Raw genomic sequence first — 24,170 nt, 5'->3', positions numbered from 1 at the left:
TTATCGTTACACCCCCTTCAAATCCAGTGACATCATATGCACGCCCCCCTGTACCTTATGCGTACATTCGTCTACCAGAAAATATTGATTAATCTTGAGTTCATTGATCTGGATGTTGACAAAACTGCCTGCCCTTACCTTGAAATCGCCAAGCGCGTCCACTTTCATCGTCTGCGTCTCGCGGTTACGGAGGGTCATCAGGGTCTTCAGCATGGCATCAATCTGACCTTCGTTCAGGCCGTCATCCGCTTTTTGGTACAAAAAAAGCAGCCCCCATTGACGGATGCTGCCTGAATCCTGATGAACAAACGTTTCTCTTTTTCCCGTATCCTTGTTATCCCGGTACAGCTTGATCTTGTTATACGTCTGGTCGTCAATTGACCGCGTATAACTGTAATCCGTGAGCAGACTATTATCCCCAATGACAAAGCCGTAAGGCATCTCTTCCACATCCCGAAGCACAAGCTTGCCGAAATCATCGTAGAAGATGTAGTTTTTGCCGCCATAGATCAACGTTCGGTCCAACGCCTCACAGATCATGTCAATCAGCTTTTTATTATCAAATAACATACGCGGAATAACATATTTCGGCTGGATCAGCTCGCCCACCTTCAACTGAAAGTCAGTAGCAATTCGTTTGATCACATCCGAAGCGGTTGCGTTAACGAACTTGTACGTCTGATTCGCGGTTAGATAACGAGTCTGGTCGTAGGCTTTGATTTGGACACTTTCGTCCTTGCCGCTATCCACCGAGAAGATATATCCGTAAAATATACCTACCTCGTTGCTGATATATTTCACGACATATCCATTCTCATATGTGAATTTCTTATTCTGGTACAGACTGCCCTTGGTCAACGTGAATTCCAGAGAGGAAGGCTTGCCGATACGGGAGGTTTTGTACGTAATATCACCGGCAATTTCGCTAATGTCCCAGATGTTGCCCTGCTTGTCATCCAGTAATAACCGTTCCTTCATGTTGGCCAGCTTATCATCCAGCCTGATCTGCTCTTGCATATTCCCTCTCCTTTCACGGAAGCTTGATCACAAGTCCAATCGGCAGCTTCTTCAGTTGTGCATCTTTGATGCCATTCAGCTTCTGCAATTCTTTCCAGCGAGATCCATCTCCCAGATGGGCTTTAGCTACAGACCACAAGGAGTCTCCGGCTTTGAGAGTGACAGTTTTGGGCTGGATTTTTTCATTGGGCCGGGAGGCTTTGGTTTTTGTTTTCGAAGCAGCCGTAGCCTTGCTGTCCTTGAGTGGCACTACTTTTTTGGCCGCATAGAAAATGAACTGTTTCAGCTTGATATCATACTGGATATCCCCCACCGTACCCGCTGTCTCCTTCCAGTCGAAGCTCTCAATGGAAACCGCCATATTAATAGTGTACCTTGCACTAGAAAAGAACAGTCTGACGGGTCTGCCCGTCTGCATCCAACGGATGATCTTTTTCACATATTCATAGGGATCACGGTAAAACTGCTTCTGAATTGCCGGATGTCTTGCATCGTAGTTCAGATGATACGGGCTGTAGTCTGCCGGAAAAATCCCGCTGAAACTGACTTCGCGCAACTTCGGCGACTTAATCACGTTAATTTCACCCAAAGCGCTCACGTTAAACGTACTGCCGTCTCCCGAATCCGAAAATTCAATGCTCTCTGGTGTCACCGGGAAAAACATGTATTCAGAGCGGTTATTGAAGCTTAGTTGAATATAATATTCCACTTATCCATACACCCCCTGGGCACTGGAGACGATCTGACTGTTCAGTCCATCGGTGATTTTGCTGATGATGCTGTCCACATCATGTCCGCTGTTGATATCACCCGTGGTGACCTGAACGGTTGGCGTAAGGCTGACGAATCGCTGAATCGCCTGCATCTCTGCAAGCTCACGCATCAGTTTCAAGTCCTCGTTGGTTACATCCACTGTGCCATCCACGTCACCGATCTTGTCCACCTGCCCAATATTATTGATTTTGTTGATGTTACTCATATTGTTGTTGGGAACAACGGTGGGAGCAGGTGCAATTGGCATCGATGGCATAGGAGGTGTTTTTGGAGTTGAGCCGCCGAAGTTTCCGGGTAATTTTGTTTCTTTGGAATTTGGATCAGGCAGAGAAGGTATTTTTGATAATAGTTGTTTAGCTACATCTTGTCCCTTGTCAGCAACCGTTGGATCGAATTCTCCGTCCATTCGATTCATGTGGAAAACATCTTTGTCACTCTGTGGCTCAAATGATTTCAATGTATCCATCCAACCCTGGACGTTTTTACTAGCAATGTTAATATCGGATTCGGATACGACAGCAAAATTTGTACCAAAGATATCATTAATAAAGGAAGCTACCTTTCCAATTGCCCCCATCGCTTTGCCCAGAAAGTCCTCAATTCCTACAATAAGATTGTAAAACATCTGCATCCCGAACATTCCCAAATCGTAAAGCAATTTTTGAAATGCATAGAATGGGTCTTTGAAGACATTGGCTATGAACTCTGCGAAGATGGCAAAATAATTCCACATTGTAGCGATTACAACTCGTACCATCTCCCCAAGCAGCATAAATGTACCGATAATCACTCCCAAAATCTCAGTTCCCGATATTCCCATCATACTTAAAATACCGATAACAGCTACGATGGCAGCAATGACGAGCAGAATAGGCCAATTCAGTAATAACCAGGCTGCAACCAGACTGTAAACTTGGATAATGACCAAAGCCAGAGCCACAAGCGCAAGCGCCATAAGGATCGGCTGAATAATATCCCAGTTTTGTTGGATCACACTCGTGATATACAAAATCCCGTCTACCAACATCGTCAGCGCGTTAGCTGCAACCGTAAATGCATTACTAATCCATTCAATGATGCCAGTGAATTCACCATTAGCAAAAGCCTCATTTAATCGATCTAATAAAGGCGTCAAGGCAACAAGAGCTACCTGTCCAATCTGACTGAGAACCCCATTAAACTGATTCACAAGCATGTTCCACTTCTGTAGTGGTGAATCCAGCATGGTGTCAAAAGCCTGTTGGGTATAGCCTTGTTTTTGCAAAATGACATCAAGCTTTGTGATAAACTCATCCAGATTGGATGAATCGATAGTTTGCTGCAGACCTGCTCCATTCAAAATCTCTTCTGGAATATTAAAAGAGCTTGCCAGTTCACCGTTATCACCATTCATTGCGGCCACCAAAGCACCTGATGCAGCCGAGATACTTTTCCCGTCTGGAGAAAGCATGCTTAACCGTTTAGTCATGTCTCTCAGCTGATCAACCTGGTCCTTATTCTGTGCATACGGGATGAGAGATAGTGCACCTTTCAAAGCATCCGTAACATTCTGTCCGCTCTTGAAAGCTTCTGCACGGTAGCGATTGAAGATCGTCTCCCCCTGAGCATCATCACCCGTAGCAGCCATATAGCGATGCTTCAAATCCTCTTCTTGTGCTGCTGGAACAAGAACCGCTTGTCCTGCTGATTTCATCATGCTGATCCAGGCTCTTACACGCCCAGCTCCTTCTGCAAAAGCCGCGTTTACTTTTGCTTGTTCCTCGGATACGCCCTGTAGCAATTTGGATGCCATTGCAATACTGTTCAGTCGAGCAGAATTAAACATGGTACTTATAGCAGCAGGTAATTGTTGAAATTGCGTTACTATACGTGTTGAAGTAAGGTATAGTCTTGCAAACATGGCATACATTCATTTCTCCCTCCTTTCCTTTTTATTTCTTCCGGGCGCGGCTCTTGGACCGCTCTTTCTTCTCTTCCTCCACCCGGATGGAGATCATTGCATAGATCGCTGCTCGTTCTCGCATGGAGAAGGCCATTAGCTGATGCGGCAAAATGCTTAATTCATGGAGAGCGTAATAAGCCAGATTGGCTTCGGAATCGCCCTCTTTAATTAGTTTTTTACGTCATCCACCAGTTCGTTCATGTCCTGATTGAAACCGTTCAGCTTCTGGACCTGCTCACCGAGCGAAGCAAATTCCCCAGGCAACAGCATTTTCCGCAAAAGCGATTCCGCCCCCATCACGCCATACGAACGTTGGAGTTCAGCATTTTTCAAATCGGGATACACGACACTTGCGCTCATCAGGCGAGCCATGTAATCATTCGCATCGATGTCGGGTGTGTAAACACCGTTCTTACCCTTGATTTTGCGGGTAGCTGCCTTGCGGCATTCCTGGTTTTCGTCCTCGGTCATACTGCGCAGTTTCCAGGCAACTGGCTCGCCTTTCTCATCTTTGAAACGGGGGGATACGATAAACTCCTCCGTTGTATCTGTTGCTGCATTTTGGGCAAAAAACATACTCAATCCACTCATGTATTGTTCCTCCTCTAAAGTTAGGTCCCCCGCCGCACGAAGCGGCGAAGAACAGTATTTTGACACGCCAAATAGCCCGTAACACAGGCAAGTTGAACAGGTTTCTTTTACAAACCCGCTGTAAATTTATACTCTTTATAAATCTCAAATAATTTTCAGGCTACATTACTTCGGCAGATTAAACGATACAGGCATATCGACATCTTCAAAGGTAAAGCTCACTTCTTCCTCCAACGCCTCAGCCTCGGTATCCAGAGATGCCATGATCACACTGTCGAGATTGACACCTTTAAGGGTTACAGTCTGTTTACCAATCGTGGACGAAGGATCTTCGTTGGTCACTTCAATGTCGAAGTACGTGTCCACACCATTCTGCATGTACTGGAGCATCAGCTCGCGGAAACGGGAAGTTGTATAAAAGATTGTCATGGAACCCGAGCCAGACCAACCGGTTGCTTTGTGCTGTACACCGCGACGGCCCAACGTTTTGACCTCTGCTTTTTGTTTCTCCACTGTTGCTTCCAGCGTCTTCACATAGAACATTTCTTCCGTCTGTCCGTTAATCGTTGCGTATGCGCGGCCTTCCTGGCCGGAGATTGTGTCGCTTGCTTTCAAAAATGCCATCTTAAACCACCTTCACTTTCATATATACTTTTTCAACGGAATCCACAGGTTGGAGCTGAATCTCGATCAGAATGCTGTCGGTTTCATTGCCCGGAGCAACAGTGATATCTGTTTTGGAATCGAAATTTTGAATCGCCCCAATATCCTGAAGTTGCTTCAGATAAGTGACACATTGGGAACGGAACAGGCTGCGCCCATCTTCGTTGTTGTTCACTTTGCCGATATAATAGGACTCGAAAATCCGTTTCATATCGTTAGCGATACCATCAAGTACACGGACAACACGGTTTTTGGCAAAATGACGTGCCTTATCCGGTGTAATAGAACGGAACGTATTTACATCCTGCTCCACCACCGCGCGGTTGCTGCTCGCTGTGAATACAAACTCGCCATTACGCAATGCCGCTTCTGTCTCGGTATGTGTCAATCGTCCGTTCACATCCACGGCATCGTCATACGCACGGAACGTCAGGGATTCATTCAGGTTGGCTCCAGCTGTTGCGCCAGCTGTCCATGCTACGGTTTGTTTTGGTGACAGGACCGTACCATCTGCGAGCACAACACCATTTTTGACACTGATAATGCCTTCATGATCTGCAGCAGGATAATCGGACAGAACGAGTTGCACTTTCTTGCCCTCGGTATCACGCAAACGCTTGATGTAAGCTGTGTAGACTGACTTGACTGTGGCATCATCTGAGACCAGACCGACCGTGTTAAAATCCAGTACTTCCAGCTTGGTCAGGAAATCAGCATGCTCTTGGTTCGTTGCTGTACCATCTAATCCACCCGTTAGTGGAAGTGACGCTGTAGCTGTGAGTGCACCTTCACCAGTGAATGTGACGTATTCGTTGGATTCCAGAGCTTCGATGGTAGACGCGGTTTGTTTGTCCACTTCTTTACCCGCAAGCAAAGTGGAGACATCCAATTGGTCCGGATCATTAATATTCGCGGAGACTACAACAGCCAGATCATTACCACGTACGCCGCCGTGTTGGGCTGTCACAGTTAGCTTGTCCAAGGTTGCCTTGGCTTTGGTACCTGCATTGAGTCGATACAGAAGCAATGTTTGCGCACGTTTCAAAGCTTCACGAATCAGCAGTAATTGAGGTGCTGTCCAGTCATAGCCCAATTTGGCTTGTACATCTTCACCTGCTTGTACCGTCAGGATTGAGCCTGTTTGCCCCCATGACAATGGAAGTGCCAATGCCACCGTTCCCCGCTCCCCTACCGTACCCGGCAATGAGTCCTCTGATGCAAAATTCATATATACGCCGGGGCGTACCTTGTTTTGTGTCGTCCATGTTCCTCCAGCCATTATTGTGCCTCCCCATTCATGAATTGTTGGATGTGTTCTTGCGCTTCTTGCAAGGTGTATGTTTCTTGTTCCAGCAGCACCGCTACCAAAATGTCTTTCTCGATCCGGCTAAGTTGCCGGGATTCAGCGAACTGTGCTTTGCTGTATTTCTGGTTGTTTTTCTGTTGAGCTTCCGGTTTTTTAAGGTCTGGTTCTTTTTTCGTAAACATCGCCAATGCGCCTCCTATTCCTTTCATACTGATCCCCTCATTTGTTTAGTTATTCTCTCGTAGCTTTAAGTGCGGTAGGTCGCTGTTCCAGTTGTTGCATGGTAGCGGCGGACTCCGACACTTTGGTGGTTCGCATGGTATAGTACACTAGCATTCGCGGAGTATCGTTCTCCGTCTCCCAACGCAGTTCCGTTGCGCGATAGGGTGTGCCCTCCACGTCGATGGTCTCCAGCGCTTCGAACAACTCGTCCGGTAGAGTTGCCGGGATGTTGTCTTTTTCAAGCCAGCGGATTTCAAACGCGTGAGATTGCACGAAGCGATCGCTACGTTCCCGGGTAAGTTGGGCGGACAGCAGGCGGTAGGAGATGCCCGGGGTGGAACTAGTGCCCGTTTGCGGGAGGATCGGGATGTTCGGGAAGTGCTGAGTTAGTGTTGTAGAGATAGAGTCGATTAGGTGGTTTATGCTCATGGTTCACCTCCTTTGGGGTTGAATATTTTTACAAAAGGTATCGTTTCTATATGACACCGGACTGGCATCCGATTTTTCGTGTCCTATAATATGAAGCCGCTGAGCTACCTGCTGCCAAAATACATTTACCTACTTGTCTCCAAATCAACTCCCCCTGAATTCAATATGAAAGCCCCTGACGGCTCTAGAGCATAAAAATAGCGCACCACTTAGGTACGCTCATTAAATCCCTTCAGTTTGTTCTAAAATGTAATCCTCGACTGCTTGCCGATAATCAGCATTGGTGATGTCATCCAACAAGTACACCTGACCCGTTTTTGGATAAAGTCCTTTGTCCAAGATTTTTTCCGTTGCATTCCTTACAACCACTTGGTTAACCATTACAAAATCGCTACTGTATTTTCATTAGCCATGAGCAAAATTTGGTCTTCCAATTCTTTTATGTTCTCTTCCACCGTCAGTTCGGTATGAATCCTTTCCAGCACCGGCAGTTTTGTTTAAGGATCAATTTTCACAATTCTATAAATGTTAAGGCGTCTCATCATATTCCAGATCAATGTGTTCCAATTTCGTAATCTCGTTTCGTGTCGAGCCGTCACCTTGCCAAATAGAAGCTACAATTTCACCGTATTGATCGTATATATAATTCTCATTCCTGTTTGTATTGTATTTTCACTTCCTTTCCTGAATATATTTATTCGGGTTTTAACAGACAACAGTATAAGCTTTCCCGGCTCACAACGTCACACCCTTTCCCCCTGCTATCTCTCTATATCAGTTGAAACTTAATTATCACCTAATTAAGCGCCCAACTTACTAATTCTTGACAACGTATAATAGGATTGTAGAGCGATGCGTAATTCGTTCCATTTATTGTGCCTGTAAGCCACAACATCAACTCAATTTTATCTCCGGCATTCACTGTAATATCTTCAGCAAATGTAACTTGTGTCACAGAAGTAGAGCGATGAGTTCCAACCGGATTTCCATTCACATATATTAGTCCGTTAGCTGTAGCAGTGCTGTTGGGAGACGTTAAGCTGAAAACAACTGTGTACGTTCCTGCATAATTCACTGTGAAGGTTACGCATTTTTTTGTAGCAGCTTGGTATTGTAAGAATTGAGTTCCTTGAAGGTTGATAAGCATGAAAAGACCTGGAGTAAATTTAAACGAAGAACCACCCAACCCGTAATTTCTCAGTGAATAATTATCAAGTGTCGGCATTAGGTCACCGCCTTTGTGACAATGTGGCAATAAACAAGTCCCGTGGATTCAGCAATCCATGCTGTTACCGTGTCGCTACCTAGCAACAAAGTGTCCACAAAAGGAATGTGTATCGTGTCAGTAGCCGCTAGTTTATAAGATTTGATTAGGGTGTAATTATCCGCAGTAGAAGGACCGATCCTCATGTTGATGGTGACATCTTGACTGCTAGAGTTGCAAAATACAACTGATTTAATTACTTGCAAACTTCCGGTTGGGGTGATGATATCCCTAGGACTACCGCTAGTGCCAACAGATGTCCCAAAGCGTAACAAACCGTTTTGCGCCATCGTTCCAACTAGTGCATTACCAGTGATTCGAACGGAGCAAGTACCAGTATTACACCAAGCTCTGAGTTGTGCGCTAGGTCTTAAAACTAAGTCGGCAATAGGGATAACCAAAGTTTCGTAAGCTCCCAACGTTCTACTCCCTACAAACGGTGTACCCTCAATTTGCATGTTGAATTTGAGTGGCGTGTCTTGAAAATTGCAAATTAAAATGGATTTCAAAACAATAACTTTATCACTCGGAGCGGTATATATAACCGTGTTTGATGTTGTCGACAAAGTATCGCGGTATAACAAAATCGGAGTTCCATCCACTCACAACGCCCCCCATGGACTAGTTTTTTTGCTTAATTCATACAGTGCCAAATCATCACCCTCGGCGCTGTAAGGCACATCGGCTGAACCTTCCGAAAGTTTGATTCTAGTGATCGCTTTAGTTGTGGTTGGTACAGGACCGGAAACAACAAGACGTAACTTAATACCGGAAACACCTGCTGGAATTGTTACAACCTTCGTTTTTCGATGCCAACCCGTATTCCCGTTTGCTACCAATGACGCTATAGTCGCATTAGAAGCGGAGTTTAATACTTCTATATATAGATTCCCCTCATTCATTCCCCATGTATAGAATACAGCCTGTAACATGTAATCGCCTGGACTTACAGTTATAGAATCAGAATCCAACATAGAGTATAAACCACTAGTTAGCGGGTAAGACATGCTGAAGTATTTTGATACCCTGCTGTCCACGCTTGTGGTAACTGCCCAAAGAGAAGACCCTTCTGGGTAATTCCAATTTGACATCCCTAAATTAGCGGAAGAGTTCTTCACAAGGTTGGGCGAATAACTTTCAATTATAGGTTTAACAGCGACGTTAACAGCCGCCTGAGCATTCTCGTCAGCCTGGGGCAGCATCTCTTCAAGTTCGTCTCTTGTAGGTACTTTCTTCCATGGACCCCAACCAAAATAGTAGTTTCTTTGAAAAACCTCTAAGTTGCTAGGCTGGAAGGTGGTCAGGGTTTGCAACACTCCCGCATGAGGCTCTACAGTCAAGTGAAACGCATCTCCAGTTGGGGAATTAAGCAAGGTTTCTACAGTGGCGTTCGTTGGGCAATAATATTCCCCTTCTGTGATATAGCTATTAAGATCCGATTCCGCAGGTATAAGGATGGATTCACGTGTCGCAACACCTGCATCAATCTTTTCAAAAATCCCGTTAATACTCTCCCGGGTCACGTTCTCGTTCCCCAAGGGGAGAGGCAATTTTAGTCGATCTGTTTCTTTTGGCATTACGCCCACACCTCCAGTTCATTCCACGTCAAGGACGCGGCATCGAGTTCGTCCCATGTCATCTGTTTGTCGTCCAGATCATCCCAGACCAGATAGCGATATTCATATTCCACGGCCATATGGGCCGGTTTCAGTTCTTCAATCGCACGTTTGAGATCATCGATATTGGGCGGGATGCCCATCGTATCCACAAAGCTCACCGTAAAACTCCATGCTTCTGGCTGAAAAGTTACATCCACCTTGCCCCCGGCATATGCCTCGGCCACATTCGCAACCTGCCTGCCCGAGAACTTTCCTGCCCCGCGCAGCTTCGACTCCACCACCGCACGCCGTTGCTCCACAGGTTTGAGACGGTCCGTCTCAATACCTAGCTCCTGCTCCCAAAAGTCCAGCCCCCACGTCGCTGTACGGACAAAAAACTGCTCCAGCGTCTCATCCAGCGCCTGGTACAGCAGATCCATTTCGCTGCCTTTGGTCTGCATATCGGCCTGCATTACACGAGAAGTCTCATAATACCTGGGCAAATACGAGAACAACTCCCGTCCTTTCTCACTCGTCAGTCCAACATCTACAATAGAAGGAGCACTCATGCCCTGTCCCCTCCCTTCCTTGCACATCAACATGGAGCGTCTCGCTCACCAGCTTCAACTCAGATCGGCGTACCTCTCCCAATCTTTCTTGGTCTCCACACTCCAAAACTACTTCCTCGTCCACCATCTGCCCAACACTACTCATACACATCCACCGTCCCCAGCACCGCCACCTGACTCGCGGTCATCTCGATATTCTGGTCGCTCACACCGTTCACGGTAAGCTCCGAATAGTCGATAATGGGCGGAATATCCAACAGAATCGCGGCAATGCGAGTGTAACGAACGAGTGGATCGGCAAAAGCCAACTGTTTCAAATACGCGGTCACCCCGCGTTCGATCAATGCTCGTACATCGGCGAGTGTCGCATCACTTGCCAGCGTCAGTTTCACCTGAATGTTCATCGGCACTTCCTCGGCTGGCATCACGGACACCACTGGCCCCGCCGGTGCAACGCCTTCACCCTGTCCATCCTGCGTGGGGTCAACATACTTCTGTACCGCCGTCACCAGATCGGTGCCCGCAGCGCGCTTTTCCGTGTCTAACAGATACAATCCCACCGTGCCTGGCCCTTGCCATAAAGAAATAACACGCGTTGCACCAACACCTGGCACTTCACTGGCCCATTGCACATATTGTGCTTTGTTGCCGCTTGTCCCTTGGTTGCGGACTTTGGCATAAAAGCGTTCCAACAATGCCGTATCGGCCTCAATATCCGCACCGCCTTTTATCACCTCAACGTTCGTGACAGAAGTCACGCCACTTACAGGTGTAGACAGCACAGTTACCGTGCCCGCAGGCACATTGCTTTCTTTTCCGGCAACAAGCGCTCGCACGCCTACCACCCCGGAGCCCTCTGCATCCAGTTCCACACGTCCCACCGTCTCATATTCGAGCGAAGCTTCAGCAGATACTTCATCCGCGAGCGTAGCCACAACCGTACCCGCAGGAATCACCTTGCCCGGCGTACCCACGAATCTAACCGAACCTTGTGCAACTACCGCAGCCCGCCGAGTAATGCCGTGCTCTCCTGCCCGCAGATCCAGCTCTTCCGAACGAAAATTCGGATCACTACTCGCAACCGTACTCGCAAACCCGCGCCGCAGTAATTCCTGCGCCCACAACGCCGCCTCAGACAGCATAAACGCAACCGGAGCCTCCGCATCCCACAGGAACGATCCTTCAGACTTATCCAGATCCGCGGGCAGACGATCCAGCATACGCTGCATAATCTGTTCCTCCGTCTGGTCCTCCAAATAACGCGGAATCTCAGCCATCCCGTCAGATCACCTCACTTTCCAGAATAAACATCTCTTCCTGCACACTCGCCACCCGACACGAGAACATGCACTGCTCCCGATTCCAATCAAACGTAAACTGGTCTACTGAATCCGTGCGTGGATCAGCCAGCAACGTCTCCGTCACCATCCGGCTAATCTCACTTTCCATCACTCCCCGGCTGTCACCCTGCCCCACCAGATCCTCCAGCTCCGAACCATAGTTTCTAGAATAGATCACATGTCTGTAACGTGGCGTTTTCACGGCCTTAATGCACCACTGCACCCAGGCTTCGTGTGCACCCGCCGCGGCTACTTTACCACTTGGGGTCAATACAAAATCCCCTACATCGTAATCAAATCGCCAGCTCCGCCCAAAGCGTACCTCTTCCGAATCCGCCCCCGACAGATCCTCCTCATCTCCCCAGACCACGCCCGTTTCCGGGAACAAACTAGGCATGCGCACTCACCACCTTACACAGCACCACAATATCGTTACCGCCATTGACCCGCATCGCCAGTACCCGATCTCCGGCTTTCAATCCCTTACTAAGAGACAACACCGTTTCTTCCACTTCCTCTTCTTGCAAAAGAAACCGTCCCGTGCCCGTCGTTCCGCCGTTTGCCACGTCAGGTATACCGGAGATCGCGCCAGTAGCCTCGCGCTCCGGCAGTCCAAGCGTGCCCGGCAACTCGGCCACGAGATAATCCTGCACTTCGTGCTTGAAATCATCCAGCTTCACGCCGGATGAGGTCATCGTACCCAGTACCGCGCCCAGCCCGCTCACGGCCTGACGAGAATGTGTACTCATCGCACCCCGCATGACGTCGGCAAAATGCCCATACGGATCATCTTTATTCAAGGTAATACCTCCTTTTCACCAGCTCGGCTGTCCCCAGTTCCAACGTCATCATTCCATGTCCGGCAGACAGATCACGGCTAACCGACATGACGATTAGCTTCAGTCCTTTTAACAACACTGCGTCCCCAGCGCGGATCGTATTCACATCCGGTGCGGATATCGTAAAGGTCTCCTGAATACCCGTCAGATGACTTTTCGCCAGTTTTTTCGCGGCGGTTGTCGATTTCACCTGATCGTCCTCTACCAGCTTTTGCAATGTGCCCAATTCTTCCACACGATCCTGCTCAATCGCAAGCACTTTGGAAGGAACTTCTTTGCCACTCGGTGACTCCGACGCCGCCATGACTTTAACTTTGGTAACCGCCCCTTCGAGCGTACGCATCTGGGTCAGATCAATTAGTCGATCAAGTTCATACACCTTTGCATTACTTCCAACCTGGAAGAGCTGCAACCCACCGGGCGTCATCCGTGGATGGTACATTTCCCCGCCGGACTTCGCCGTTTCTTTCAGATCGGCAAACATCATCGAGAAGATCGTCTGTGACCGATACACGGCTTTTCCCAGCTTTGTCTTGGTTTCTGGCAATGTAGCGTATGGAATCTTCCACTCTTTGGCGTAGGTTTTGAGTCGTTGCGTAGCGGTCTGATCCTTAGGCAACAGGAACTCATCCTCTGATTTTTCCAGATATATCATTCGGTCGTACACCGTGAGAGATAGCCGCTTAGTGCCGCTGTTCGAGCTTTCCACCTCCCAGATGACCGCAGGATGCAGCAGATGAACCATGGATTTTTCGCCAAAAGGAACCCCGCTAATCCGCACCGCCATGCCCGGTGAGATCGAAGGCAAACCGGAAGATGCTGACACCGCCAGCCGGATGTTAGCCTGATAGGCAATCTGGTCGAGCGAGTCCTTCAGCGTAATTGTCTCCACCAGCTTGGTGATGTCATATTTGTCGTCGACAATAACCTTGTAGGTCATGGCATCACCAGCTTTTGCCCGGGCTTGATCCGGTTTGGATCACTCCCGATGATCTTTGCGTTGAGCTTGTAGATCTCGTTCCATTTGGAACTGCTACCCAGCTCAAGCTTTGCTATTTTGGACAGGGAGTCGCCAGATTTGACGGTGTAGGTCTTGCTACTCTTTTTCAAATCGGTACGAGAACCTGACTTGCCCCCGGATGCCGCAGAACCGACCTTCTCCACCTTGGAATCACGCCATGTGCGCAGGGTCAGGTCGAAGTAAATATCTCCTGTCTCCCCCCCACGAAAGCTCGAATTAAGCGAAACAATAAAAACAGGCACGTTCACGCCCGTCTCTGAAATGATGAGGCGCAGCGGCTTTTTGGAGATCAGAAATGTGTTCAGGACATTCATCGCTACACGCGGATCAGGCAAATCTTCGTACATGCAATAGAAGGCATCATACTCTTTGGGAAAAAAAGAAGAGAAGGTGATCTCCTTCACCTTCTCCCCCTGCGCAAAATCAAACTCGCCATGCTCCAGCATATTAATCGTTTCATACCCTTTGGACCTGGAAATACTCACCTCTTCCGGGTTCACCGGGAATTGAAATGATGTGCCGCCATCCTTCAGCGTAAATGCCATTTTGTTAGGACCTACTTCATCTTTAAGTACAGACATACACGGCCTCCTTTCTGCTTAGGCCATAATCGTTTTTCGGTTTTCCATCGCGCGGCGGAACTCGCCCGTAATCCGTTGTCCGACCTGCTTGGTGACAGCATCGTAATCAATCGCATTTTCGCGCACAGTCACCTGCACCGCACCTGGTGGAATATTTATTGCAATCTGATTGGTAGTTTCGGTTTTGAAATCCTTCAAGTATCCGGACAGACTGCTCATCTGGTCTTCGGATATCTGTACCGTCATCGTGGACGATTTTCCATTCGTCTGCGCACCGTTACCAAGCGCCATTGCTTGGTTTTGCATCATGCTTGTTCCCATGAATCCAGCAGAGGTAGGCTGACCGACCTTGCTGTTCATATATGCGGCTGGGCCTGTCATGGTCAGTGCCGGTGGCATATAGGCAGGTGCCATCTGGGGGCCTGTTGCAACTGGAGACGGTGCAGCCACCGTGGCTGCCGAGACCGTCTTCTCTTCTTTTTTGGAACCAAATCCAAAGAAGTTGGATATGCCATCGGTGATTTTTTTTGTTTTCTCAGAGACGTAATCGGCTGCACCCGACAATGCATCACCTACACCTTCGGTAGCACTAGACATAAAGTTTCCAATATCCTTCGCTTTGTCTCCAATCCAACCGCCTGCTGTACTTCCGGCCCAACCACCTACTGCACCACCAACCCATGTCCCGATGCCAGGCAAAAGAACGCTACCGATGGCGCTACCAATCGCAGTACCTGCTGTGCCGCCAATCATCGAACCCACCGCTCGGCCACGCTCTTCCGGGGGTGCTGTCGCTACATTTGCCACATCAGCAAGCATGCTGATGGGTCCGAGCAACCTTTTTGCTCCTTTGGCAAAGCCACTACTTAAATTATCCATCAATCCATTACCAGCCAGCATGTCGGTTAAAGATCCCAATCCACCATCCGCAAATCCTAAACGACCGCTTCCTCGTATTCTTCTTCCTCCTCCCCTATTACGGTTGCGATCGGGCGGAGGAGTTGGAGTATCAGGTACAGGATTGGGTACTGGAGATGGGCCTCGATTCGAACGGTTACTTGACCTTCTACCACTTCGATAATTTCGTCTGCCACGATCTGAGCCACCGCCATCTGCATTCGGTGAACGCACTCTGCGGTTTTTGCCCATCTTTCCACCTGTGCAACAGCAGCATTTGGATGCTGGACTTCTGGTTGGATCTGGTGCAGGACTTTCTTCTTTTTTCTTTTTGAATTTATCAAATATTCCCTTAACGTTATTAAATACATCAAACAAACTATTAATCTTGTCGGCAGGGTCAAAAATCCATTTATCCCACCAACTCTTAGGATCTTCTTCCTTCGTAGCATTAGTGATATTTTTGTTATTTTGAATCACGACAGCCATAGTTGGACCCGAAGCCCCTCCTTTACCCATCGCCACTTCGATCTTCTGCCGAACCTCAAGCGATACTGTGCCCGAAGCCGTAACCATCTGGTCCCTGAATCTATTCAGTTTAACCCATGCGCGATCCAGTGCCGGACTCAGCTTATCAATCAACCCAATCGTCGGTGTGATTCGCAGCCTGCTGATTCGCACAGCCATACTATAAATATGCTCCAACCTGCGTCCGGTCGTTCTCAGTTCATTGTTCACCTTAATCAGACTCTGATAACGAACTCTGCCCAGACGTTCCGTCGAGCGTTGGATCTGATCCAGGTATCGAAGGGTTGTCCGCATTTCCGCATTCGATTTGGATAAACCTACAATCATTTCTGCCATTTTTTCACCTCCTGCCCTATTTCGTTATCGATTCATTTGCGAAGTTATCGCTGACATTTCCTCTTCCGAGAACGCAATTAACAGCGAGCGCTCCCCACGTGGCAAAGACCAGAACTCTCCGGGCCGGAGATGATGACGCACCCACATGTGATACAGGAACGTGGTCATCCCGCCGGAGTGAATCAGTTTTTTAGGTCTTCAATCTCCACACCGAAGCCGGACAGCTCCAGCACTTTATCACCTACGGCATCCAATTCACCAGCGAGCAACATACGACGTACCGCCTGTTCGCCACCGGACAACTTCATGCGGCCTGTAATGCGGGTGTCTCCCCAGCCGGACAACTCCAGGCTGCGGACTTTTAATTTCACCGTTGCTTCAGAAATGAGCAGCGCGTTAAACGTTTCGGTGTCCACCTTTTCCTCGGTGCGGCCTTTGGTCGTTTTTCGAATGGTACAGCGTTCGCGAATGTGATCCACTTTGGAGGAAGTCAGCCCACGCAAGGTCAACAGCAGATCCAGACGCTGAATGCGCACATTCTCCTCTGGCAAACGTTCTGCTGCTTCAAACAACTGATCCAAAATCTGTTCTTCGGACATATTTTCATTCATACTCATCGGGCGTTATCTCCTTCTTATTTCAAAAATGGGTTTATCTATGCCAGCTTCCAAGCCTGTAGAGACAACAAAGAGACCGAGATCATCTCGGCCCGCATTGGTGTCCATATTAATATGAAGTAACTATGCAACCACGCTGGAGCAAACTAGCCCAATCACACGTGCCTATTCCAATCTTTAGTTCGCCACAATCGGATTCAGCAATTCAAATCCTTCAAACGTAAAGCCTGTTTCTTCCGGTACTTCTTCGCCAGCTGTCCAGTTGGCAAGCTGAATTTTATCCACCATACAACCTTTAAGCAAAACGCTCTCATGTCCATACGATTCAGGGTCGTTCAGCTTGGAAATAATCTCGAATTTGGTGAAGCCGCGCTGGATCATATCCGAAGTGACTTTGTAGCCGGTCATCGTGCCTGTTCCTTTTTTTGCGCCGTTTTTGTGCACTTTCCAGTCGTTACCGACCAGATTCAGCTCACGCTTTTCAATCTCCACACTCGCTTCCAACTTGTTAATGTTCGTCTGCCACACACCATCGATATGCAACTGACCATGGGTACCGAGAATTACTCTTGACGCATCCAACATATATTTTCCTCCTTGGGTTGGTTGAACTAATAAATATTACACGGTATAACTCCGCAGTCAGAACAATCTTCCAATCGCTGTTATCCCCAGATTTTTTTGATTCCTTTTCAAAAAGGGAAAATCCGGTGATAAAGGCGAGCGCTTCGCTTCTTCAGATTTTTTCTGCCCTCTCCGTTATCGTGTAAACCATCAGTTCAACATATAGTAATTATTCTAGAAACCTTATTGCACGTAAAATGTACCAAACAACTGCTCCATCACATCCGTCAGCTTCACATTCCATTGCAGGAATACCTGATCTGCTTCCGGTTTGAGAACTGGTGCAGCACCATAATATGCCGGGTCAAGAATGACATCATAACCGTCAGCTTCAATCACATTACTCTGTGCAAGCAGCGCCAAATAGGCCTTCATGGCACTAATCAGTGCTTGACGACCCTCTTCGGTATTGTTCACTTTACCGATATACGTATCTTCCGCGGAGCGTTGCAAATCCGTGTTGATCGCATCCAAAACACGAATGGAACGGATTTTTTTCCACGCATTATTCTGTCCAGCGGCCGGAGTTACCAGGGTGTTTACACCGCGAAGTGCTTTCACCTGACGTCCATCATGGAAGAAAATAAATACGCCATTCTGTACCGCCTGCTCCTGTTCTGCACGCGTCCAGCGACGTGTCACATCATCGAACGGAGTAGCTGCATAGGTAGTGGATTGGTTCAGACGTTGTCCGGCGATCAGACCTGCAACATAGGCGGACGTTTCCGCCGAGCTGTAAAATGTATCTCCAAGGCGAACGCCTGTACCAACATTAATCACACCTTCATGGTTGAGCGCAAGCGAACGTGCTGCTGCTTTTTGTGCTGCTGTAGCAGAAGTGTCATCCACTGCGGAACCGCCAAATACAGCCACCACCGGTTTACCTTCACTACGTACACGTTTCACCCATGCCGCAAAACTCGCAAGCAGGGGTGCATCAGCCGCCTGATCCAAAGCCAAGACGTCGAATTGCTCCCCTTCCAGCGCACCCTGTACAGCAATGTATTCTGCATTGGTCAGGTCATCGTTGCCACTTACGCCACCTTTGAATGCCGCACCCGCAATTGTTGCAACTACACCTGCACCATCGCCAATCGCCTGCGCCGTTACCCAGACATTTTGTTCATCCGCGTTAATCTCTTTTGCCAGAGAAGCTGCTGTAATATCCGCTGTCAGGAGCGCATACAACATCCGGTTACCTTCGAAGAGACGCACTTCATGTTTCGTATTATCAATCACACCTGGCTGGATGGTGACGTAGAATCCATTTGCACGATCCCCCGGATACTTCGCGTCCAGTTGCAGCACATTGGCATCACTGCTGTCCTTCAAGGTAAGCGTGGCTACTTTGGCCGCAGCACTTGCTACCCGATAAGCGAGCAACTTCTTCGGCCCACCCAACAGGGCGAGCTTCAAGGAAGTATAAGCCGTACCGTTATCCAGCACATTCGCCGCATAAATACGTTCAATCGCCGCTTCGCTCCCTACTTCAACAAAAGTCCCCACCGGACCCCAGTTGGCCTTGATCGGCACAACGACGGTTCCCCGCGTACCCGCTTGAATGGCCGAAGATGCTGCCGCCTGAAAATTCATATATAAGCCCGGAAGGACCGGACGATTTGTTTGCTCCCAAGTTCCACCTGCCATTATCCCTTCACCTTCGCTTTCATAAATTGGTTAATTCGTTCCTGCGTTTCTTCAATGGAAAACGTTTCTTGCACCGCTTCGTACAGCGCACCGTACAGCACCTCTGCCTTAACGGCAAAGAGGGCTTCTGCATGATTCATCAGTTCTGCCCGTGTATACCGCGGGGCTGTCTGTTTGCTTTTTTTCACCGAGCTTGCCATTGCCATCTCACCTCATTTGTTGGACTACTAATTTCGTGAAACGATGATCTTTAAGCTTGATCTATGAATTTTTGATCCTATGAATATGAAGCTATAATGTTAAAGCTACATCTATCATTTCAAAGCTATAATCTGGAACCACTCTTAAAAGTGCATGTTCAAAAAGATCGGTTTTCAGTACCGAGAAGATGGGATGAAGTTAGAAATGGAGTAGCAGAGCGTAGGGAAAACTACGTGAGCAACTACAATGTTTCCAAAGGAAACATACTTCGTAAGCTTATGCTTATTCGGCTGAATTCCATATTCGATGCTGATGATGCCGTTAGGCATCCTTTGTAATCAAAAGCGGGCTTTTTGAACAACCTCTAATAGAAGGTTCCTCTCGACTAACGTTTACTCCATCCCTTTGCTATGGTGAATCTCACGAATGAAAGGTACATTCGTACCCGGACGACGAATCCGCTGTTGCAACGTCAGGCGAATCTGACCATTCAAATACGCATCCGTCTGTAAATCTGCCGTGACTTCATCCACTGTGATATATCGCGTGTTACCTTCGTGCTCTTCGCCATCCGTTTCAGTGACGGCAAGACGAGATTGCACTGCAAGTTGCCGGGCCAACCGAGTAACGGTCTGACGTGTTAGTACTGGATGATCGGTTAGCACATGCCCAATCCACTGTTGTCGAACCTCCAATGCCGAAGTGCCGGCCACAGAAGTGCTGCATCCAGCCAATCGCCATAACACAGACGGCATATCGTATCCACCGGGCCAGACATCCCCATATACCGACCAGTTCGAGCCAAGCTCTTGCTGTGTCCAGTCTTGAAGCGCAGCTAGCCACACGTCTCCTGTTAAAGCGAGAGCAGCTCCCGAGCCTTCGGGAACATACACTCCGAACCGCAGACTGCGCGTAAGCATGCCAGACCCTGCATCCACCCGATCACTATCTGAAGAACCCAGATAGATACATGTGAATGCCCCACCTGCTTCATCCACCAGCCTTACCTGGTGCAACCCTTCGATTAGATCAGCTGACCAAGCTTCTACCTTTTCAGCGCCACCATCTTCTGGACGAGCGTATGGTGAGATTTTAATAATCCTTCGATATCCCGCCCAAGTAGACTTCGGCACCTCTTCGGCAAACGCAACCACGGCACAAGGCCAAACCAACACTTCTCCTGACGCAGGTACATCTAGCACACGACCGTCCCAATCTGGAACAAGTACTGCGAGCTTCTGTTTCAGCGTTTTTTTAATGAACTTACTCATTTTACCGGTGCTCATTACAGTGCTAATTTCATTTCTCATAGACACATTCATTTCGCCCCCTTTGGCTACAAGTTTGAGACCTGCCCACACCGTGCAGCGGCAATGCAGCAGCAGTAGACTCCCCCTTTTAACTCAGAGTCGTATTCCGACCGAACCAGTAACGGGACTACATTCACCGCATCAAAAAGACCGGCCACCTGGCCGGTCTGTACATTAGCGTATGTGCTTTCGGTGCGTCCCTTGTTATTGATCCGATAATATAATCTTACACCCTTTCATCCCTAGCGCGGATGGTGTTCCGTACGACTTCGGTGCGATTAAGGGAGCCGTTCGGGTGGAAAAAAGACGATTCTAGATTGTGATTTTTTTCTCATTTATCTAGACAAATTAAATGTAAAAATATACTATTTAATAAAGTGATAGCGTTATATCATGATTGGAGGCGAAGTAATGAAAAAATCGGATTTAATTTATATATGGGTGTTGATCTCTAGCTACTGTGCAGGAATAGTTACCTACACTTTAAGCATGTTTCTTCTGTATAATGAAGAAGTTAGTGATTGGGGACAACTAATTAATTGGACTGCACCGACTTTTTTCACAGTAAACTTGTTATTATTTATTTTGTCCATTTTCTTTTTGAAATTGATTAATAAGTATTTTTTTTGGACACAAACCATTTTATTTGCAATTGTAGCAATTATTCCGGTTTATATTATTCCATTCCTTTCTGGTTTTTTTAATTTCGCTAATATCAGTTTCCCTTTTACTCAAGAAGGATTTTTATTTTATTTATTCTTTTTAATTGCAGCTCTTGTTTCATCATATGGAATATGGGTGGCGCAAAAGCGCTTAAATCCTAAATCATTTCTATTAGTATCCTTTGTTATATTAATTTTTTTAATAATTACCATCATTTTAAATTAAACGATAGAAAGCGAGCTACCATTGACCTGGCAGCTCGCTTTCTTTTATTTGGAACAGAAAGGTTACTCCCCCGAACAGCTTATCGAAGTACAAGGTACCTACTCTTCAAAAAGCTCTGAAGCACCTTACGGTGCCTCAGTAACATTCGCGGATGAACTCGAAGCGAAGTATCAATATATCATTTTTAACAATGGCGAAATTAAGCAGTACAGTCATACCAGTGATGATCCCAAACATGAGGAGCCCATGGTGAGATAACAGTTTAGTTCAGCGTTACCTGGGGGTTCAACGTAATCTCAAATGCACGGCCCCAGATGAAATCAGGATTCGTATATTCCAGCAGCGCATTGCTATACGTCGCATAGGACAATTCGTCATTACAGATCTGCTTAATCGCCACATTGCCTGTCTGGAAGGCTGTTTTATTCGCAAGCGCCGTGGTATAAGTCTGCATCAAATCACGGAGCAATGTTTGCAAATGGGCATAGTCTTCCTCTGAGTTGAACAGCAACATATTTTGATCCGAAAGGGTAGCCACGTTGGTATACAGTGCATGTGCTCGGGAATATGTGCGGATGTCCGCAATCGCCACCGCTTTGTAGTAATAATCCTTCAGGAAACGCTTAAACAGCAGTGAGCCATGCGCATTCATAGCATCTCGCAACTTATGCTCATGCTTCTCTGTTGTGATCAACGCGTACCTCGACTGCCCCATACCTACAGCAATACCGATCTTGTTACCTGGTGTATTCCATGCACTATAACCCAGAACCCGTCCGGTATATGGACTGTTGAGCAATGCTTCGGCAACATCAACATTGGCTGGTCCTTTACCCACAAAATCAATCAACACCGAAGGCAGACCTTGCTCACTATTCAGCGTCAATTGCTCCAACGCAGCCTGCACCTGATCCAGAGCCGTAATGGCGATAATCTCAATGTCGATGCCCGTGTTCTCCCCGGGATTACCTGGGTGACCCTTCGTCATACGATCCAGTTCGGAGGTCATGTCAAACGGGACAACTTGATCGGCTGCTACAGCCACTAGCTGTTCATTTTCCAAGCCAGCACCCACATCCGTCACCACCTCCGGTTCAGGATATGCCGAATCCGCTACAAGCACACCACCTACAATATCCACATGACGAACCACATTCTCGTGTACATCCATGTATTCATACGTGTTAATGATGGTATTGCCGTGAGGACCAAAATATTTCACTGCGTAACGTGTCCTCGCCCCGCCTCGGAACAACTGGTTAGCCATGCGAGCAACCAAAGCGTGCCCCAGACCATCCGCATCCGGCAAGACGATAGCTCGATCCGGATTTTGCCCATTGGTTCCACCCAGCCATTCATTGATCCGCGCTTCTACATATTTGATTTCATTGATCTGAACACCCTGCGTGTTAGCATCGTCGACTCCAACTGCAAGGAAATCGATATAACCTGTGCGAGCCAGTTGATCCAAAATGTACAGATTTGTTTTGAATTTATGCTGTCTTGTATTGTAATACTGTTCTTTATCAAAATAGGTTGTTGTCCCATATTCCACTCCATCCGGGGACAGGTTATAACCTTCGATAATATCCTCAAACTCAGTGGATGTCTGACGTGGTTGCTGCATCAATGCCCGGGACTCATTATATGCATCAAGCGCCAAGCCATCTGCAAACGAGGTTGTAGCCAAACGCATGATGGTGTCCATTACAAATACGGGTTTGCGTGGGTATTTCTGCTTGATCACACGAATCACATCCAGCAAATGCGTCGTTTCATCATCGTATTCTGGATATGCGCCTCCTCCATCTTCACGGAGCTGACGACCGCCAATCAGACCGCCATAAGCGAGCATATCGGATGAAATAATGAATCCGTCGACCTTGGCAGCATGTTTCAGAATAAAGTCGTGAATCTTGGACGGTTTGCCATAAACCGGCGTGGAGGTGCCGAGCAGCGTTGTGCCATCTACGGTTTTCTCCGAGTCCAGACGATTCTTAATATCACTCAGGTTCGGTGTAACGATATGGATACCGGCTGCTTTCCCTTGCACAATCACATCATCCAGATTCGCTGGACGATCATCGAGTGGAACATACAATACTGTTTTCATATCACGTAGCCTCCTGTTATCTGTTTAGTCTTTAATACCCGATCAGGGCAAGGATGCAATCACCGAATTAAAAAACCGGCCCCCTGGCCGGCTGTACGTTAGCGTATGAGCTGTCGGTGTGTCTTCCTTGCTGCTGATCCGATAATACCATTTTACCGCCTTTCCCCACTCGCGCTGATGGTAAACGGGATGAATTACGCCTGAATGTAGTCGTGTCCGGGGCGGACAATTGTCGGTTTTAATCTGGATAAAACTAATGTGTGCATTTCAATTCAAACAAGCTATACGATGATGGATTTTAGAATGATGGGTGCCCGTGTCCAAAAAGCTTGAAGTTCCAGCCCGCTAATTCCGGCGAATGGATAGATGATTTTCTAAAGAACACAGGACGTCTTATTTGGCATTCAGGTCCTCTTTTTAAATGATAAGGAACATCAGACACGTTATTTCCTAAATGCCCTGACAAAACCGCCGAAAACAGCTGTTTATTCTAATATAGCGTGTCTCAGGTTCCTCAGATTTCTGTAGACGCTTCAAATCCTTGAATAAGACGCCTCCTGGACCTATGTCAAAAAAGTAGACACTACGCTGCGGATTTGTCCGTAAATTTCATCGCAAAACGAGCAGGGGAAAGATACCCTAGCGCGCCATGCATTCGCTTGCGGTTGTAATAGAACTCAATGTACTGGTAGATGGCAGTATACGCCTCTTCCGGCGTCTTAAAACGAGGGTTGCAGTAAATGAGTTCCTTCTTTAAAATACTGTGCCATGACTCAATACAGGCGTTATCATAACAGTTTCCTCGGCGGCTCATGCTTGATTCCATTCCGTATGATTTTAGTTGCTCCACGTA

Annotated in this window: 28 protein-coding genes; 2 read left to right on the top strand and 26 right to left on the bottom strand. The window is 47.6% G+C overall.

Annotated features, from left to right (window positions below; genetic code table 11):
* Positions 1–6: 6 nt before the first annotated feature.
* The 24 genes from AC1DE7_RS27025 to AC1DE7_RS26910 form a co-directional block, all read right to left on the bottom strand.
* On the bottom strand, positions 7–1,017 hold the full coding sequence (locus AC1DE7_RS27025) for an XkdQ/YqbQ family protein (protein ID WP_477535586.1): 1,011 nt from the start codon (positions 1,015–1,017) through the stop codon (positions 7–9).
* A gap of 13 nt (positions 1,018–1,030) precedes the next feature.
* Positions 1,031–1,726 (bottom strand): LysM peptidoglycan-binding domain-containing protein, encoded by a 696-nt coding sequence (locus AC1DE7_RS27020; protein WP_477535585.1) that lies wholly within the window; start codon positions 1,724–1,726, stop codon positions 1,031–1,033.
* On the bottom strand, positions 1,727–3,700 hold the full coding sequence (locus AC1DE7_RS27015; protein WP_477535584.1) for a hypothetical protein: 1,974 nt from the start codon (positions 3,698–3,700) through the stop codon (positions 1,727–1,729).
* Positions 3,701–3,901: 201 nt separating this feature from the next.
* Positions 3,902–4,324 carry a phage tail assembly chaperone gene (locus AC1DE7_RS27010; RefSeq protein ID WP_036611390.1) on the bottom strand — a complete coding sequence of 141 codons (423 nt, stop codon included), beginning with the start codon at positions 4,322–4,324 and terminating at the stop codon, positions 3,902–3,904.
* Positions 4,325–4,489: 165 nt separating this feature from the next.
* On the bottom strand, positions 4,490–4,948 hold the full coding sequence (locus AC1DE7_RS27005; protein WP_017690162.1) for a phage tail tube protein: 459 nt from the start codon (positions 4,946–4,948) through the stop codon (positions 4,490–4,492).
* Position 4,949: 1 nt separating this feature from the next.
* Positions 4,950–6,266, bottom strand: a complete 1,317-nt coding sequence (locus AC1DE7_RS27000) for a phage tail sheath family protein (RefSeq protein ID WP_477535583.1) — start codon at positions 6,264–6,266, stop codon at positions 4,950–4,952.
* Positions 6,266–6,475: a YqzN/YkzM domain-containing protein gene (locus tag AC1DE7_RS26995; protein ID WP_477535582.1), complete on the bottom strand. Its 210-nt coding sequence runs from the start codon at positions 6,473–6,475 to the stop codon at positions 6,266–6,268. The genes AC1DE7_RS27000 and AC1DE7_RS26995 overlap by 1 nt, the downstream gene beginning before the upstream one ends.
* A 49-nt stretch (positions 6,476–6,524) precedes the next feature.
* On the bottom strand, positions 6,525–6,944 hold the full coding sequence (locus AC1DE7_RS26990) for a phage tail terminator family protein (protein WP_477535581.1): 420 nt from the start codon (positions 6,942–6,944) through the stop codon (positions 6,525–6,527).
* 796 nt (positions 6,945–7,740) lie between these two features.
* The gene (locus AC1DE7_RS26985) at positions 7,741–8,169 is read right to left on the bottom strand and encodes a hypothetical protein (protein ID WP_477535580.1); all 429 of its coding nucleotides are present in this window, start codon (positions 8,167–8,169) and stop codon (positions 7,741–7,743) included.
* Complete coding sequence (locus tag AC1DE7_RS26980) at positions 8,169–8,810, bottom strand: hypothetical protein (RefSeq protein WP_477535579.1); 642 nt, start codon at positions 8,808–8,810, stop codon at positions 8,169–8,171. The genes AC1DE7_RS26985 and AC1DE7_RS26980 overlap by 1 nt, the downstream gene beginning before the upstream one ends.
* Positions 8,811–9,785, bottom strand: coding sequence for a pyocin knob domain-containing protein (locus tag AC1DE7_RS26975; protein ID WP_477535578.1), 975 nt, complete (start codon positions 9,783–9,785; stop codon positions 8,811–8,813).
* Positions 9,785–10,375, bottom strand: a complete 591-nt coding sequence (locus AC1DE7_RS26970; protein WP_477535577.1) for a YmfQ family protein — start codon at positions 10,373–10,375, stop codon at positions 9,785–9,787. Before AC1DE7_RS26970 ends, AC1DE7_RS26975 begins: the two co-directional genes overlap by 1 nt.
* A 137-nt stretch (positions 10,376–10,512) precedes the next feature.
* Positions 10,513–11,652 (bottom strand): baseplate J/gp47 family protein, encoded by a 1,140-nt coding sequence (locus AC1DE7_RS26965; RefSeq protein WP_340983217.1) that lies wholly within the window; start codon positions 11,650–11,652, stop codon positions 10,513–10,515.
* Between the two features lie 4 nt (positions 11,653–11,656).
* The gene (locus tag AC1DE7_RS26960; RefSeq protein ID WP_477535576.1) at positions 11,657–12,112 is read right to left on the bottom strand and encodes a DUF2634 domain-containing protein; all 456 of its coding nucleotides are present in this window, start codon (positions 12,110–12,112) and stop codon (positions 11,657–11,659) included.
* Positions 12,105–12,515: a hypothetical protein gene (locus AC1DE7_RS26955; RefSeq protein ID WP_340983219.1), complete on the bottom strand. Its 411-nt coding sequence runs from the start codon at positions 12,513–12,515 to the stop codon at positions 12,105–12,107. The genes AC1DE7_RS26960 and AC1DE7_RS26955 overlap by 8 nt, the downstream gene beginning before the upstream one ends.
* Positions 12,508–13,494, bottom strand: a complete 987-nt coding sequence (locus AC1DE7_RS26950; RefSeq protein WP_477535575.1) for an XkdQ/YqbQ family protein — start codon at positions 13,492–13,494, stop codon at positions 12,508–12,510. Before AC1DE7_RS26950 ends, AC1DE7_RS26955 begins: the two co-directional genes overlap by 8 nt.
* Complete coding sequence (locus AC1DE7_RS26945) at positions 13,491–14,120, bottom strand: LysM peptidoglycan-binding domain-containing protein (protein ID WP_127547967.1); 630 nt, start codon at positions 14,118–14,120, stop codon at positions 13,491–13,493. Before AC1DE7_RS26945 ends, AC1DE7_RS26950 begins: the two co-directional genes overlap by 4 nt.
* Positions 14,121–14,174: 54 nt before the next feature.
* A complete protein-coding gene (locus AC1DE7_RS26940) occupies positions 14,175–15,917 on the bottom strand; it encodes a hypothetical protein (protein ID WP_477535574.1) in 1,743 nt (580 codons plus the stop codon).
* 24 nt (positions 15,918–15,941) lie between these two features.
* Complete coding sequence (locus AC1DE7_RS26935; RefSeq protein ID WP_255319811.1) at positions 15,942–16,064, bottom strand: hypothetical protein; 123 nt, start codon at positions 16,062–16,064, stop codon at positions 15,942–15,944.
* Positions 16,065–16,099: 35 nt separating this feature from the next.
* Positions 16,100–16,534, bottom strand: coding sequence for a phage tail assembly chaperone (locus tag AC1DE7_RS26930; RefSeq protein WP_017690174.1), 435 nt, complete (start codon positions 16,532–16,534; stop codon positions 16,100–16,102).
* Between the two features lie 177 nt (positions 16,535–16,711).
* Positions 16,712–17,119 carry a phage tail tube protein gene (locus AC1DE7_RS26925; protein WP_124117078.1) on the bottom strand — a complete coding sequence of 136 codons (408 nt, stop codon included), beginning with the start codon at positions 17,117–17,119 and terminating at the stop codon, positions 16,712–16,714.
* 222 nt (positions 17,120–17,341) lie between these two features.
* Positions 17,342–18,805, bottom strand: coding sequence for a phage tail sheath subtilisin-like domain-containing protein (locus tag AC1DE7_RS26920; RefSeq protein ID WP_477535573.1), 1,464 nt, complete (start codon positions 18,803–18,805; stop codon positions 17,342–17,344).
* A complete protein-coding gene (locus AC1DE7_RS26915; RefSeq protein ID WP_340400837.1) occupies positions 18,805–19,005 on the bottom strand; it encodes a YqzN/YkzM domain-containing protein in 201 nt (66 codons plus the stop codon). Before AC1DE7_RS26915 ends, AC1DE7_RS26920 begins: the two co-directional genes overlap by 1 nt.
* A gap of 393 nt (positions 19,006–19,398) precedes the next feature.
* A complete protein-coding gene (locus AC1DE7_RS26910) occupies positions 19,399–20,322 on the bottom strand; it encodes a hypothetical protein (protein ID WP_477535572.1) in 924 nt (307 codons plus the stop codon).
* A 405-nt stretch (positions 20,323–20,727) separates the two neighbouring features.
* Between AC1DE7_RS26910 and AC1DE7_RS26905 the strand changes: the two genes are divergently transcribed.
* Both AC1DE7_RS26905 and AC1DE7_RS26900 read left to right on the top strand, forming a co-directional pair.
* Positions 20,728–21,204 (top strand): hypothetical protein, encoded by a 477-nt coding sequence (locus AC1DE7_RS26905; RefSeq protein WP_477535571.1) that lies wholly within the window; start codon positions 20,728–20,730, stop codon positions 21,202–21,204.
* A gap of 48 nt (positions 21,205–21,252) precedes the next feature.
* Positions 21,253–21,462: a hypothetical protein gene (locus AC1DE7_RS26900; protein ID WP_477535570.1), complete on the top strand. Its 210-nt coding sequence runs from the start codon at positions 21,253–21,255 to the stop codon at positions 21,460–21,462.
* 4 nt (positions 21,463–21,466) lie between these two features.
* Here AC1DE7_RS26900 and AC1DE7_RS26895 read toward each other — a convergent pair whose 3' ends face one another.
* Together AC1DE7_RS26895 and AC1DE7_RS26890 are read right to left on the bottom strand one after the other, a co-directional pair.
* Entirely contained in the window at positions 21,467–23,317 is a 1,851-nt protein-coding gene (locus AC1DE7_RS26895; RefSeq protein ID WP_477535569.1) for a DUF4127 family protein, read from the bottom strand.
* Positions 23,318–23,900: 583 nt separating this feature from the next.
* Positions 23,901–24,170 (bottom strand): integrase core domain-containing protein (locus AC1DE7_RS26890; RefSeq protein ID WP_477533895.1); only part of this gene is annotated, 270 nt, incomplete at its 5' end.

It is taken from the genome of Paenibacillus sp. 10L310, assembly GCF_056395745.1.
Note: the sequence above shows the minus strand (reverse complement) of the source record. Positions and strands in the feature narration are given on the sequence as shown.